This window comes from Streptomyces sp. NPDC028308, from assembly GCF_055565855.1.
On sequence record NZ_JBVHTO010000006.1, the window covers coordinates 461,194 to 475,095 of the forward strand.

Annotated in this window: 12 protein-coding genes; all 12 read right to left on the bottom strand. The window is 72.9% G+C overall.

Features of this window, described 5'->3' with window-relative positions:
• Positions 1 to 3 precede the first annotated feature (3 nt).
• On the bottom strand, positions 4 to 1,026 hold the full coding sequence (locus tag ACZ4VA_RS16590) for an ADP-ribosylglycohydrolase family protein (RefSeq protein ID WP_356173322.1): 1,023 nt from the start codon (positions 1,024 to 1,026) through the stop codon (positions 4 to 6).
• Positions 1,023 to 1,781 carry an NUDIX hydrolase gene (locus tag ACZ4VA_RS16595; RefSeq protein WP_356173319.1) on the bottom strand — a complete coding sequence of 253 codons (759 nt, stop codon included), beginning with the start codon at positions 1,779 to 1,781 and terminating at the stop codon, positions 1,023 to 1,025. Before ACZ4VA_RS16595 ends, ACZ4VA_RS16590 begins: the two co-directional genes overlap by 4 nt.
• Positions 1,782 to 1,975: 194 nt before the next feature.
• On the bottom strand, positions 1,976 to 3,385 hold the full coding sequence (locus ACZ4VA_RS16600; protein WP_356244127.1) for an MFS transporter: 1,410 nt from the start codon (positions 3,383 to 3,385) through the stop codon (positions 1,976 to 1,978).
• 27 nt (positions 3,386 to 3,412) lie between these two features.
• Entirely contained in the window at positions 3,413 to 4,084 is a 672-nt protein-coding gene (locus tag ACZ4VA_RS16605) for a TIGR03086 family metal-binding protein (protein WP_468081805.1), read from the bottom strand.
• Positions 4,081 to 5,061, bottom strand: a complete 981-nt coding sequence (locus tag ACZ4VA_RS16610) for a sigma-70 family RNA polymerase sigma factor (protein ID WP_452923723.1) — start codon at positions 5,059 to 5,061, stop codon at positions 4,081 to 4,083. The genes ACZ4VA_RS16605 and ACZ4VA_RS16610 overlap by 4 nt, the downstream gene beginning before the upstream one ends.
• A 106-nt stretch (positions 5,062 to 5,167) precedes the next feature.
• Positions 5,168 to 6,286 (bottom strand): pseudouridine synthase, encoded by a 1,119-nt coding sequence (locus ACZ4VA_RS16615; protein ID WP_356173306.1) that lies wholly within the window; start codon positions 6,284 to 6,286, stop codon positions 5,168 to 5,170.
• Positions 6,286 to 6,942: an SMC-Scp complex subunit ScpB gene (gene scpB / locus ACZ4VA_RS16620; RefSeq protein ID WP_355783386.1), complete on the bottom strand. Its 657-nt coding sequence runs from the start codon at positions 6,940 to 6,942 to the stop codon at positions 6,286 to 6,288. Before scpB ends, ACZ4VA_RS16615 begins: the two co-directional genes overlap by 1 nt.
• Positions 6,939 to 8,171, bottom strand: coding sequence for a segregation and condensation protein A (locus ACZ4VA_RS16625; protein ID WP_468081808.1), 1,233 nt, complete (start codon positions 8,169 to 8,171; stop codon positions 6,939 to 6,941). Before ACZ4VA_RS16625 ends, scpB begins: the two co-directional genes overlap by 4 nt.
• An 18-nt stretch (positions 8,172 to 8,189) precedes the next feature.
• Positions 8,190 to 8,765, bottom strand: coding sequence for a hypothetical protein (locus tag ACZ4VA_RS16630; protein WP_356244138.1), 576 nt, complete (start codon positions 8,763 to 8,765; stop codon positions 8,190 to 8,192).
• Positions 8,750 to 9,886, bottom strand: coding sequence for a ParA family protein (locus tag ACZ4VA_RS16635; RefSeq protein ID WP_355783148.1), 1,137 nt, complete (start codon positions 9,884 to 9,886; stop codon positions 8,750 to 8,752). The genes ACZ4VA_RS16630 and ACZ4VA_RS16635 overlap by 16 nt, the downstream gene beginning before the upstream one ends.
• 435 nt (positions 9,887 to 10,321) lie before the next feature.
• The gene (ald, locus tag ACZ4VA_RS16640) at positions 10,322 to 11,437 is read right to left on the bottom strand and encodes an alanine dehydrogenase (RefSeq protein ID WP_355783159.1); all 1,116 of its coding nucleotides are present in this window, start codon (positions 11,435 to 11,437) and stop codon (positions 10,322 to 10,324) included.
• Positions 11,438 to 11,610: 173 nt separating this feature from the next.
• Positions 11,611 to 13,692, bottom strand: coding sequence for a tetratricopeptide repeat protein (locus ACZ4VA_RS16645; protein ID WP_468081811.1), 2,082 nt, complete (start codon positions 13,690 to 13,692; stop codon positions 11,611 to 11,613).
• Positions 13,693 to 13,902 lie beyond the last annotated feature (210 nt).

The following is a 13,902-nucleotide window of genomic DNA, read 5'->3' on the forward strand; positions in this document are numbered from 1 at the left end:
CCCTCAATCGTCCCAGAGCGCTCCCAGCGACATGAGGTCGCTCTGGTACTCGATGCGGTCGGCCCATTCGCGCGGCCAGGCGTCCGAGCCGTGGTGGGCGCCCGCGAAGGCACCCGCCAGGCAGGCGATCGAGTCGGAGTCGCCGGAGGTGCAGGCGGCCCGGCGCAGCGCGGTGACCGGCTCGTCGACGAACAGCAGGAAGCACAACAGGCCGGTGGCGAGGGCCTCTTCGGCGATCCAGCCCTCCCCGGTGGCCAGGCACGGGTCGGTCTCCGGGGAGACGGTGTGCACGGCGTACCTCAGGCGGTCCAGGGCGTCCAGGCACTCGTCCCAGCCGCGCGCCATGAAGTGCTCGGCCGAGGGGTCCTGGCTGCGGGTCCACAGGTCGCCGAGCCACCGCTCGTGGTAGCGGCCGCGGTTCTCGTAGGCGTAGGAGCGCAGCAGGCCGATCAGTCCGGTCGGCTCGGCTCCCTGGGCAAGCAGCCGGACCGCGTGCACGGTGAGGTCCGAGGCGGCGAGCGCCGTCGGGTGCCCGTGGGTGAGCGCGGCCTGCAACTGGGCGGCTCCGGCGCGCTGTTCGTCGCTGAGGCCGCGGATGAGCCCGAGTGGGGCGACGCGCATGTTGGCCCCGCAGCCCTTGGAGTGGATCTGGCTGGCGTCCTGCCAGAGGCGGCGTTCGGAGGCGAGGAGGTCGCAGGCGACGAGGCAGGTGCGGCCGGGGGCGCGGTTGTTCTCGGGCGAGCGGGACCAGTCGACGAACTCCCGGCGCACGGACCGCTCCAGTGCCTCGGCGCCGAGTGAGCCGCGGTCCATCGCCGTACGCAGTCCGCGTCCCAGGGCCAGCGTCATCTGGGTGTCGTCCGTGACGATGGCGGGCCGGGGCAGGTCCATCTCCCGCCAGGGGCCGCACTTGGCGAGGATCGCCGGCACGTCGTCGAACTCCGTCGGGAAGCCCATCGCGTCACCGAGGGCGAGACCGATCAGGGATCCGGTGGCAGCGCGTTTCGCGAGCGTCGTGGTGGTCATGAAGTCCGTCCTTCCGAGGCGGGGCGCAGCAGGGGCGGGTGCAGGGCGGTGGCGCCGCCCGCGCGGTAGAGCGCGGCCGGCTTGCCCCGGCCGCCGGTCAGGCGTGCGGCGCCGGGGACCGGTTCGACGAAACCCGGCGTGGCGAGCACCTTGCGCCGGAAGTTGGGCCGGTCGAGGGCGGTGCCCCACACGGTCTCGTAGACCTGCTGCAGCTCACCGAGGGTGAACTCGGGTGGGCAGAAGGACGTGGCGAGACAGGTGTACTCGAGCTTGGCGCCGACGCGTTCGTGGGCGTCGGCGAGGATCCGGTCGTGGTCGAAGGCGAGCGGGCCGAGCGCGTTGAACCGCAGCCACTGGGCCTGGGCCGCGTCGCCGCCGCCGCGCGGCCGGGGAGGGTCGGGGAGCAGTGCGGCGAAGGCGATGGAGACGACCCGCATCCTCGGGTCGCGCCCGGGTTCGCTGTAGGTCCGCAGCTGCTCCAGGTGGAGGCCGGAGATGTCCGACAGGCCGGTCTCCTCGGCGAGTTCGCGCCGGGCGGCGGTCTCCGCGGACTCGTCCGGCAGCACGAACCCCCCGGGCAGCGCCCAGCAGCCCTCGTACGGCTCCTGCCCCCGCTCGACCAGCAGCACCTGGAGCGCGCCCGCGCGGACGGTGAGGACGGCCAGGTCGACGGTGACGGCGAAGGGCTCGAAGGCGTACTTGTCGTAGCCCTCTGGCGCCTTGCCGCCGGGAGCCCGGCCCTCATGCGTGCGCACGTCCGCCCGCCCCCTTTATGGTCAGCATGACTAATAGTCACTCAGACTATAAAGAGGGCGGGCGGTGTCCACAAGCCTTTTGTCCGTGGGGATTTGAGCGAGAGGCCCCCTGCGAACACCAGCGCCGGTGCGGGCACGCGATCCGGGTGCCGGCCTGTCAGCGCCCGGGCGGCCGGCTCACCCACCGCTGGTCCTCACGCGCGGGACGGCGCGAACGCCGCCACCACCGCTCCGGCCGCGGCCGCTCCCGCCGACACCCACAGCGCGGGCCCGCATCCGTCGACGAACGTCTCCGGCGAGCCGTAGCCCCCGAACCGCGTGAACACGGCCGCGGCGACGGCGACTCCGAACACCCCGCCCAGCTCGCGCAGCGCGTTGTTGACGCCCGCGGCGACCCCCGCGTCGCCGGGCGGCACGGACGACGTGACCGCGTTCACCACGGTGGGGAAGACCATGGAGACGCCGATGCCGGCGATGATCAGCGGCAGCACCAGGCGCTCGTAGCCGACGCCGGGCCCGACCTCCCGGGCCACCAGCCCGAGCCCCACCGCCTGGAGGGCCAGACCTCCCAGCATGAACGGCCGGTTGCCGAACCGGTCCGCGAGCGCGCCCGCAAGCGGCGCGACCAGCAGCGGCATCCCGGTCCAGACGAGGATGCGGACGCCCGTCTGCAGGGGCGAGCTGCCCAGACCCAGCTGGAACAGCTGCGTGACCATGAAGAGCGCGCCCAGCAGCGACATGAACTGCAGGAAGATCGCGCCGTTGGCGGTGGCGAATCCGCGCCTTCGGAAGTACGCGAGCGGCAGCATGGGATGGTGGGCCCGCGTGTGCTCCCAGCCGAGGAAGGCCGTCAGGAAGACGAGACCGACGGCGAGCGCGCCGCCCACCTCCGCGCTCCCCCACCCGGCCTCGGGCGCCCGCACCGGAGCCCACGCCAGCCCGGTCAGCCCCACGGCCGCCAACAGCATCCCCACGACGTCGAGTTGGGGACGGGGTCCGCGGCTCTCCCGGAGCTTCGTGGCGGCGGAGGGCAGCATCGCGACCCCGATCGGCACGTTCAGCCAGAAGATCCACTGCCAGGACAGGCCCTCGGTGACGGCGCCGCCCAGCACGGGCCCGGCGGCGACCCCGACGCCGGTCACCCCGCCCCACACGCCGATCGCGACGCCCCGCTTCTCCGCCGGGAACGCCTCACTGATCAGGGTCAGCGTGAGCGGCAGCAGGACGGCCGCCCCGGCGCCCTGGAGCACCCGCGCGGCGATGAGCTGCCCAGGACCGCCCGCGAGCGCGGCGAGGGCCGAGGCCAGGGTGAAGACGGCGAGTCCGGCGACGTAGGTCCGGCGCCGTCCGAAACGGTCCCCGAGGGCGGCACCGGTCAGGGTGAGGCAGGCGAAGACGAGGTTGTACGCGTTGATCGTCCATTCCAGCTGGGACAGGCTCGCCCCGAAGTCGGCCCGCAGCGCGGGCAGCGCGGTGGCGACGACCACGACGTCGAGCGAGCACAGCAGTGCGCCGAGCCCGGCCAGGGCGACGGTCCAGCCACGCCGTGCGGGCGCGGTGGCGGCGGGCCCCGGACGGACGCCGGCACGCAGCGTGTCAGCCATGACGGTTCCTTTCGTGAGATCACTCGATCACTCACGGAAGGCAGACCGGCCGGGGTCCGGAAAGGAATCGCCCGGACCCCGGCCGGACGGTGATCCGCCGCGCGCCGTCCGCGCGGGGCCGCCGGGCAGGCCGCGGCGCCGGGCGTCGCGGCCGAGGAAGGCCAGCAGCCGCTCGTCCGGCCCCACCCCCGCGGGGACCTCGACCGGCGCGGCGAAGCGCGTCCCCCGGTCCGCGTCCGCGACGACGCACCGCGCGAGGGGCAGCAGCGCGAGCGCCAAAGCGGCCGGGACCGGCCGCCGCCCTCCGCACGCCCGCCCCACGTCCCAGCCGTGCGCGGTGACCTCCACCGCGCCCACGACGGCCACCACGCCCAGCTCCAGCGCGCCGTCGCCCACCGCCACCCGCGTGCGTGCCGACGGGACCTCCCCGGACGCGACCGCCCAGGCCCCCAGCACCGCGCACGCCCGCTCCCGGAACGCGCACACCGGATCGGCGGCGGCCGGGGCGGGGCACAGGCCCACCCGTCCTCTGGTCACGGCCTCGTGCAGGGCGTCCACCGAGTCGTCGAGGTGGCGGAGCAGCTCGCCCAGGTCCCAGCCGGCACAGGGGGTCGGCCGGTCCAGGGTCCCCGGCGCCACCAGCGCGACACTGCCCAGCGCGTACGCCAGGGACCGCTCCAGCAGCTCCCCCGGGTTCACGACAGCACCCGCGGCAACCCGAAGCGCGCGAACAGCTCCGGATCGAGGAACACCGTGATCCGGGAGATCTCCCCCGTCCCGGCGTCCCCGGGGCGTGCGGGGGTGAGCACGTGCACGGAGTCCGCCCGGTGCACGCGGTCCGCGCCGCGTTCGAACACCGCCACGGCGGGCTGGCCGTTGGCACGCACCGGCAGCATCCGCATGGCGCCCTCGCCCCGGACCCTCGGCTCCAGGAAGCGCATCACGTCCTTGCGTCCGCTGAACCACTCCAGGTGCGGCGGCATCTCCAGCTCGACCCCGTCCCGGAGCAGACCCAGGAGGGCGTCCATGTCGGCGCGTTCGAAGGCGGCCACGTAGCGGTCGACCAGCGCGCGGTCCCCGGTGCGGTCGGGCTCGGTCACCAGGTCCTCCTCTGGGGCCACCTCGTCGAGCCGGGCACGCGCGCGCTGGAGGCTGCTCTTGACGGCCGCCGTCGAGGTGCCGAGCAGCGCGGCGACCTCGGCGGCCCGCCAGGCCGGCGCGTCCCGCAGGATCAGCACGGCCCGCTGCCGGGCGGGCAGATGCTGGAGCGCTGCCACCAGGGCGAGCCGCAGGCTCCCCCGCGCCGCGACGACGGTCGCCGGGTCCACGAGGGCGTCGGGCAGCGGCTGGAGCCACGGGACGTCCGTGGCAGGGGCCCTCAGCGGCTCCTCGGGCGTCTCTCCCGGCCCGCCGAGCCCGGAGGGCAGGGGACGGCGCCCACGCCCCTCCAGGGCCGTCAGACACGTGTTGGTGGCGATCCGGTGCAGCCAGGTGCGCAGCGACGCCCGGCCCTCGTGGCCGCCGTACGCCCGCCAGGCCCGCAGATACGTCTCCTGGACCAGGTCCTCGGCGTCGTCCACCGAGCCCAGCATCCGGTAGCAGTGCGCGAGCAGCTCCCGGCGGTACGGATCGGTCAGCCGGACGAACTCGTCGCGGTCGGACGTCGGCGCTCCCATGGCGGCACTCCTTCGCTCGCTCTCGGGAGTACGGACTCGCCGCGCGGCGAAAACGAATCGGCCGGCCCCGGGGGAACCCGGAACCGGCCGACGCGTGCGGGGCGACCTAGAGGTCGACCTCCTGCATGAGCATGCCGACCTCGGTGTTCGACAGACGGCGCAGCCAGCCCGACTTCTGGTCCCCGAGGGTGATCGGGCCGAAGGCGACGCGCACCAGCTTGTCGACCGGGAAGCCGGCCTCGGCGAGCATGCGGCGCACGATGTGCTTGCGGCCCTCGTGCAGGGTCACCTCGACCAGGTAGTTCTTGCCGGTCTGCTCCACGACCCGGAAGTGGTCCGCCTTGGCGTACCCGTCCTCCAGCTGGATGCCGTCCTTGAGCTGCTTGCCGAGGTCCCGCGGGATCGGGCCCACGATGTGCGCGAGGTAGACCTTCTTCACGCCGTACTTGGGGTGCGTGAGGCGGTGCGCCAGCTCACCGTGGTTGGTGAGCAGGATGACGCCCTCGGTCTCGGTGTCGAGACGCCCGACGTGGAACAGGCGGGTCTCCCGGTTGGTGACGTAGTCACCGAGGCACTGCCGGCCCTCCGGGTCCTCCATGCTCGACACGACGCCGGCCGGCTTGTTCAGCGCGAAGAACTGGTACGACTGCGTCGCCACCGTCAGTCCGTCGACCCTGATCTCGTCGTGCTCGGGGTCCACCCGCAGCCCCTGCTCGACGACGATCTCGCCGTTGACCTCGACCCGCGACTGCTCGATGAGCTCCTCGCAGGAACGCCGGGAACCGTAGCCCGCGCGCGCGAGCACCTTCTGCAGGCGCTCGCCCTCCTGCTCGGCGCCGGGGAACGTCTTCGGCGGCTTCACGTCCGGCTTGCCGGCGTACCGCTCGCGGTTGCGCTCCTCGGCCCGCGCCTCGTACTCGCGCGAGCGCGCCGGGGCGGTGCGGCCGCCGCGCTGCTGGCTCTGCTTCGGGCCGCCCTTGGCACCGCCGCGCGCGCCGTTGCCGCGCCCGGACTTCGGGCCCTCGTGGGAGGCGCCGGGACCTACGTCGTAGCGGCGCTCCTCGGGACGGGGCTTGCCCGCACGCTTCGGCTTGTCGTCGCGCCCTCCCCCGCTCCTGGGCTGGGAGCCGCCCCCGCCGGCCCCGCGGGGGTTGCCGCCCCCACCGGTCCCCCGGGGGTTGCCGCGCCCGCTGTTCCTGCCACTGCCGCTGCCACTGCTTCGCATCAAAGTTCCGTCGTCGTCGTGTCGTCTGCGTCTGCGTCCGGTGCATCCGGATCGAACGACGGAACCCCTTCCAGCGTCTCTGCCTCGATCGCGTCCGCCTCCGGAAGGAAGGGCGCGAGCTCCGGGAGCTCGTCCAGACCGCGCAGGCCCATTCGCTCCAGGAAGTAGTTCGTCGTCCTGTACAGGATCGCACCTGTTTCGGGTTCCGCGCCCGCCTCCTCCACGAGACCGCGCTGGAGGAGGGTGCGCATCACGCCGTCGCAGTTCACTCCGCGGACCGCCGAGACCCGGGAACGGCTGACCGGCTGGCGGTACGCGACGACCGCCAGGGTCTCCAGAGCCGCCTGGGTGAGCCGCGCCTGCTGCCCGTCGAGGACGAAGCGTTCGACGGCCGCCGCGTACGCGGGCCGGGTGTAGAACCGCCATCCGCCCGCGATGAGCCGCAGCTCGAAACCGCGGCCCTGGACGGTGTACTCGTCGGCCAGCTCCCGCAGCGCGTCCGCGATCTGCCGCCGGGGCCGCTCCAGGATCTTGGCGAGGTGCTCCTCGGTCGCGGGCTCGTCCACGACCATGAGGACGGCCTCCAGGGCGGGCCTGAGGTCGAGGTCGGAGACGGCGCCCGGCGCCGCCGGTGCCCCGCTGGTCTGCTCGCTCACGCCTTCTTCTCCTCCTTGGCATCCTCGGGGGGCCGGTCGAACTCGTCGGTGACCCTCGGCTGCTCCTCGCCGTCCCCGCCGGTCCAGCGCACGAGCAGTTCCCCGAGCGCTTCCTCCTGGTCGAGCGCCACGGCCTTCTCGCGGTACAGCTCCAGCAGGGCGAGGAAGCGGGCGACGACGGTCAGGGTGTCCTCGGTGTCCTCGACGAGGACGCGGAAACTGACCTCGCCGCGCTCCCGCAGCCGCGCCACCACGATCTCGGCCTGCTCGCGCACGCTGACCAGGGGCGCGTGGATGTGGTCCACGTACACCTGCGGCTTGGGCTTCGGCTGCATCGCCTTCACGGCGAGCCTGGCGAATCCTTCCGCCCCGATGCTGATGACGACCTCGGGGAGCAGCTCGGCGTGCTGCGGTTCCAGGCCGACGGTACGGGGGTAGCGGCGGCCCTCCTCCAGGAGGCGGGTGTTGAAGATGTCGGCGATCTGCTTGTAGGCGCGGTACTGGAGGAGCCGCGCGAACAGCAGGTCCCGTGCCTCCAGGAGCGCGAGGTCGGCCTCGTCCTCGACCTCGGCGGCGGGCAGCAGACGGGCCGCCTTGAGATCCAGCAGGGTGGCTGCGATCACGAGGAACTCGGTCGTCTGGTCGAGGTCCCAGTCCGGGCCCATGGCCCTGATGTGCGCCATGAACTCGTCCGTCACCCGGGACAGCGCCACTTCCGTGACGTCCATCTTGTGCCGGGAGATCAGCTGGAGCAGCAGGTCGAAGGGGCCCTCGAAGTTCGCGAGCCGCACCTTGAAGACCCCGTCACCGGGTTCGGCCCCGGCGGCGGGCCCGGACTCCGCGAGCGCTTCGGTCGCGCCCGAAGCCTCGGCGCCCACGGGGACGGCCGGGTCACCTTCCGGTGCGGCCGGGGGCCCGGGGGGCTCCGGGGCGGAGGGCGCGGCCTCGGCCGGAGGCTCGGGCGCCGGACCGACGGGAGGCTCGGGTGCCGGTCCGGCCGCAGGCTCGGGCGCCGGACCGGCGGGAGGTGCGGGTACCGGGCCGGCCGCAGGCTCTGGCGCCGGACCGGCGGGAGGTGCCGGTGCCAAGACCGACGGCCCCGACTCGGCCTCGGTCTCGGTCTCCGCTTCCGTGGGAGGCGGCGCCGGAAGGGCCCCGGGACCGCGTCCGAGCGCGCGCCGGCGTCCGGCGGGGCCGCCGGCGGAGGCAGGGGCGTCGTTCGAGGTCATAGCCGTCGCAGGCTACCGCTACCGCCCGCGAAGTCGTCGTACGAGGATGCTCGCGTCCCCGCGGGACTCGAGATCGGCCAGCACCACCGCGACCGCCTCGCGGACGATCCGTCCGCGGTCGACCGCGAGCCCGTGCTCACCCCGAAGCACCAGACGGGCGTGTTCGAGGTCCATGAGTTCCTCGGCGGACACGTACACCGTGATCTTCTCGTCGTGCCGCTCGCGCCCGCTGGGCCGGCGGTTCGCGCCGCGGCCCCGCTTGCCGCGGGAGGACTGACCGGCGGCAGAACCTTCCTGCGCCGTCTGGCGCCGCCCGGAGCCGGACCGCTCGCCGCCGGAGCCCCGGCTGCGGGACTCCCCGGAGTCGGACTCGGCGTCGGCCGCCACATGCTCGTCGCCCTCGCCGTCGCCGCCCTGCACGGGCACCGACTGCGGCGCATCGTCCGCGGCGCCCGCCGCGTCGCTCTCGCCCGCCGGGGCCGGCACCCTGGCCTCGCCGTTGGTCCGGCGCGAGGGCGTGGACGCCTGGAGCGCCATTCCCCCGGTCGTACGGAACAGTTCGTCGGCCCCCGGCAGACTCACTCGGCGTGACACCGGGCGAGCACCTCCCTGGCGAGCTGGCGGTAGGCGGCGGCACCGACGGAGTTGGAGGCGTACGTGGTGATCGGCTCACCGGCGACCGTGGTCTCCGGGAAGCGGACCGTGCGTCCGATGACCGTGTGGTACACGTGATCGTCGAAGGCCTCGACGACCCGGGCGAGCACCTCGCGGCTGTGCACCGTGCGCGAGTCGTACATCGTGGCGAGGATGCCGTCGAGCTCCAGCTCGGGGTTGAGCCGCTCCTGGACCTTCTCGATGGTCTCGGTGAGCAGCGCGACCCCGCGCAGCGCGAAGAACTCGCACTCGAGCGGCACGATCACCTTGTGGGCCGCCGTCAGGGCGTTCACGGTGAGCAGGCCGAGCGAGGGCTGGCAGTCGATCACGATGTAGTCGTAGTCGGCCATCAGCGGCTTGAGGGCGCGCTGGAGCGTGGACTCGCGCGCGACCTCGGAGACGAGCTGCACCTCGGCGGCGGACAGGTCGATGTTGCTGGGCAGCAGGTCCATGTTCGGGACCGCCGTCTTCAGGAGCACCTCGTCGGCCGCCATGCCCCGCTCCATGAGCAGGTTGTAGACGGTGAGGTCGAGCTCCATCGGGTTGACGCCGAGGCCGACCGAGAGCGCGCCCTGCGGGTCGAAGTCGACGAGCAGGACCCGGCGTCCGTACTCCGCGAGCGCGGCACCCAGGTTGATGGTCGACGTCGTCTTGCCGACGCCGCCCTTCTGGTTGCACATCGCGATGATCTTCGCGGGCCCGTGGTCGGTCAGCGGCCCCGGGATCGGGAAGTACGGGAGCGGACGCCCGGTCGGGCCGATGCGCTCGCGGCGCTGGCGGGCCGCGTCGGGCGCGAGCGTGGCCGCGTACTCGGGATCGGGCTCGTACTCGGCGTCGGGGTCGTAGAAGTGCCCCTCGGGCAGTTCGTCGTAGTCGGCGAAGTGGGTGTGGTTCTCGCCACTTCCGTTGCCGGCCATGGCGTTCACGTGATGGCCATCCATGCTCTGGTGTGCTGGCTGGGTCAGCCCTGTTCTAGGGGGACTCTGGTGGGCTGCGAAGGTGCGGACAGCGACGGAGCCGACAGCCTCGAGCCCCGTAGGGCCCTGGCCCCGCGTCGGCATTCCTGGTTGACCACCCCCGGGAGTAAATGTCGACTCATTCACAAGTCGTCTTACCTCCTTGGTGACCAGGAAACTTCTAGATAGGTCAGCGTGGCACCATGCCGACGATTGGCGACTCTATGGCGTGTCACCGCTCCGCAGCAACACAATCCGCCGGACCCGACCCGATGTGTCGGTAACCGAACACCCCTCTGTCAAGGGCGTAGGGCCGTCGCACAGCAGGTTTCACCGGTGTACGAATCGGTTAAAGAGTTACGTTCGCGGCGAGTTGAACGAGTGTCGCAAAGTGACCCGACACACACCCGGCCGGACCTTGTCGAGCAAGGTCCGGCCGGGTACGCGATGTTGACGACCTCTGTTGACGTATCGCCTTTTGCGGACGGGCAATCCGCCGCTGATCTGCCGAAAAGTCGACTAGTGGAGCCGGCGACCTCGTCAGCCGAGCAGCGAGTCCAGTTCGACGTGCTCCAGGCCGTGCGCCTCGGCGACCTCGCGGTAAACCACCTTGCCGTCATGGGTGTTGAGGCCCTTGGCGAGCGCGGCGTCGCGGCGCAGCGCCTCCACCCAGCCGCGGTTCGCCAGTTCGACGATGTACGGCAGCGTGGCGTTGGTCAGCGCGTAGGTCGACGTGTTGGGCACCGCGCCGGGCATGTTGGCGACGCAGTAGAAGACCGAGTTGTGGATCGGGAAGGTCGGCTCGGCGTGCGTGGTCGGACGCGAGTCCTCGAAGCAGCCGCCCTGGTCGATGGCGATGTCGACAAGGACACTTCCGGGCTTCATGCGCGAGACGAGCTCGTTGGTGACCAGCTTCGGGGCCTTGGCGCCCGGGATGAGCACCGCGCCGATGACGAGGTCGGCCTCCAGGACGGCCTTCTCCAGCTCGAAGGAGTTGGACATGATCGCCCGGACCTTGGTGCCGAAGACCTTGTCGGCCTCGCGGAGCTTGTTGATGTCGCGGTCGAGCAGCGTGACGTGGAAGCCCATGCCCACCGCGATCTGGGTGGCGTTCCAGCCGGAGACCCCGCCGCCGATGACGACGGCCTTCGCGGGCTGGGTGCCGGGGACGCCGCCGGGGAGCACGCCGCGGCCGCCGGCCGAGCGCATCAGGTGGTAGGCGCCGACCTGCGGGGCCAGGCGGCCCGCGACCTCGGACATCGGGGCGAGCAGCGGCAGGGCGCGGCTCGGCAGCTCGACGGTCTCGTAGGCGATCGCGGTGGTGCCGGACTCGATGAGCGCGTCCGTGCACTCCTTGGAGGCGGCCAGGTGCAGGTAGGTGAAGAGCGTCTGGTCCTTGCGGAGGCGGTGGTACTCCTCGGCGATGGGCTCCTTGACCTTCAGCAGCAGGTCGGCGGTGGCCCACACCTCGTCGGCGGTGGGGAGGATGCGGGCGCCCGCGGCGACGTACTCCTCGTCCGGGATCGACGAGCCGACACCGGCGCCCTGCTCGATGACGACCTGGTGGCCGTTGCGCACCAGCTCGTGCACGCCGGCGGGGGTGATGGCCACCCGGAACTCGTTGTTCTTGACCTCGCGGGGGATGCCGACCTTCACGTCGATCACGGTCCTTGGCTCAGAGGGTTCTGGGGCTGCGCATGCCAGGGCGATGCACATGAGGGCAATGCCCGTCATACCCGGCGACAGGGGGGCACACCGGGAGACACCACGAAACAACGCGGCGGAGCCAGTCTAATGAAGGGATTCTCTCTGTCTAGCCTTTCAAAGCATCAATCTTCGACGGATGTACTGCGGATTTCGCAGGCGTTAGGGCCTTGTTCCATGGCGGAAGCGTTCTCCGGCAGCTCATCTCCCAGCATGCGCTCGGCCTGACTGCGGTGCAGCCCGGCGGCGACGGGGTCGCCGAGCCGGTCGAGGGTGTCCGCCAGCCGCAGCTGCAGAGCGGCCTGGAGCCGCACGTCCTCGGCCCGGCGGGCCCACTCCACCGCCTCGTGACAGGTGTACAGCGACTCCTCCGGCCGCCCGGCGTACTCCTGGACCCGGGCCAGCTCGCTCAACGCCCTTGCCTGCGCGGCGACATCGCCGTTCCTGCGGTGCCCGGTGACCGCCGAGCGCCAGTTGCGCAGCGCCTCCCCGTAGCGGCCCGCGTAGGTGTGCACGGTGGCGATACGGCCGTAGAGCCGGGCGGCGTCCACCCGCTCGTCGCGGGCCAGGCGCTGCGCCAGCGCCCTGCCGTACCAGTCGGCGGCCCGCTCGTAGTCCCCGAGCTCCTGGTGGGCACCGCCTACGGATTCCATCGCGCGCCCGGTCGCATAGGGGTCGTCCGCCTCGCGTCCGGCGTCCAGCGCGGCCCGGTAGCGGACGAGCGCCTCCGCCGTGCGGCCGGTCTGCGCGTCGAGGTCGGCGAGATTCAGCAGGGCCGCCGCCTTCTCGCGGGGCAGGTCACGGCGCTCGGCGACGTCCAGGACGAGCTGATGGATGCCGTACAGGTCGGGGGCCGCCGCCTGCGTGCCGATGTGGGCGACCATGGCCCGCACGAGTGCCGCCATCAGCCGGCGGGCCAGGGTGTCCAGCTCGCCGTCGGCCACCGCGGCGCGGGCGGAGGCCAGCAGGGCGGGCCGGCGGATGCGCAGCCAGTCGGCGGCCGCCCGGGGGTGCGGGAAGCGCAGGGAGCGGGGCATGCCGGCGAGCTTCTCGCGGGCGGGCGAGCTGTCCGTCTCGGTGATCGCGCGGCAGGACACCAGCAGCCGTACGGTCCGCTCCAGCATCCGGGCGCGGGCCAGCTGGAGCTCGGAGGGCCGGTCGTGGGTCTCGGTGAGGGCCAGCAGCAGGGGCAGCAGGCAGCCGGGCACCTCGAACTGCGGCAGAGGCGAGTCCACCGGCCGCAGCAGGCCGAGCCCGGCGAAGTCGTCCAGGGTGGTGCGGGCCGCGTGGATCGAGCAGCCGGCCAGGGCGGAGGCGGTGTGCGGGTCGACCATGCCGGCGGGGGCCAGGGAGAGCAGCCGCAGTATCCGGGCGGCGGCACTGGGCAGGGAGGCGTACACGAGCCGGAAGGCCCGGGTCAGCGGCGGTCCCTCGTCCCCCTCGCTGCGCAGGTGCTTGGCCAGGTCCGCGACGGCGGCCTGCGGCCGGGCGGCGAGCCAGCCGCCCGCCAGCACCAGGGCGGCGGGCTGGCCCGCGCACTCCTCGACCAGTTCCTCGGCGGCGCGCGGGTCGACGGTGATGCGCACCGAGCCGGTGTGCCGGGCGAGCAGGTCCAGGGCGGACTTGGTGTCCAGGCCGCCCAGCGTGCAGGGGCGGACGTCGGCGATACCGGTCAGCGGGCCCTGGGAGACGGCGACGACCAGGCAGTCGGGGCTGTCCGGGAGCAGCGAGTCGACCTGTCCCGCGGTCGCCGCGTCGTCCAGCAGGAGTACGGCGCGGCGGTCGGCGAGGGCGCCGCGCAGGGCCTCGGTGAGGTCGTCCTCGGCGGCGCCGGGCGGGGTGGCCACGTCCAGGGCGGTGAGCAGTTCCCGCGCCGTGCGCTCGGTGGGGACCGGGGTGCCGTCGGGCTCGGTGAGCCGGGCCCGCAGCACGCCGTCGGGGTAGTCCCCGGCGACCTGCTCCACGAGTTCCTCGGCGAGCGCCGTACGGCCGAATCCGGGTCGCCCGGCGATGAGCAGCACCCGGGCGCGGGGCGCCTTGCGGCCGGAGAGGGTGTCCAGCCCGGCCCGTTCGATGTCGGCCCGGAGTTCCTTCAACTCACGTGACCGGCCCAGGAACTGACCCGTCGTAGGAGCGGACTCGGCAGCCGCCGGCTGCTCCTGTGCCGACACGTCCGTGCCGTCGGTGTCCACCGCCTGATCCGTCACGGGCCACACTCCCGTCCCACTGCGCGCACAAGCCCGCCGGGACTCCGGACGGGGCGTTTTCCGAGCCTAGGTCGTGTCCGCGGAGTCCCGTCGTCCGCCCGGAGGGCGGGTTCCGCGGCCGGGACTCTATGAACACGGCCCAGGGCCCTTCCGACGGATCTCCGCGGCCTCGCAAAGACCCGACACGAGGACCCTAGTTCACGCTCTGCG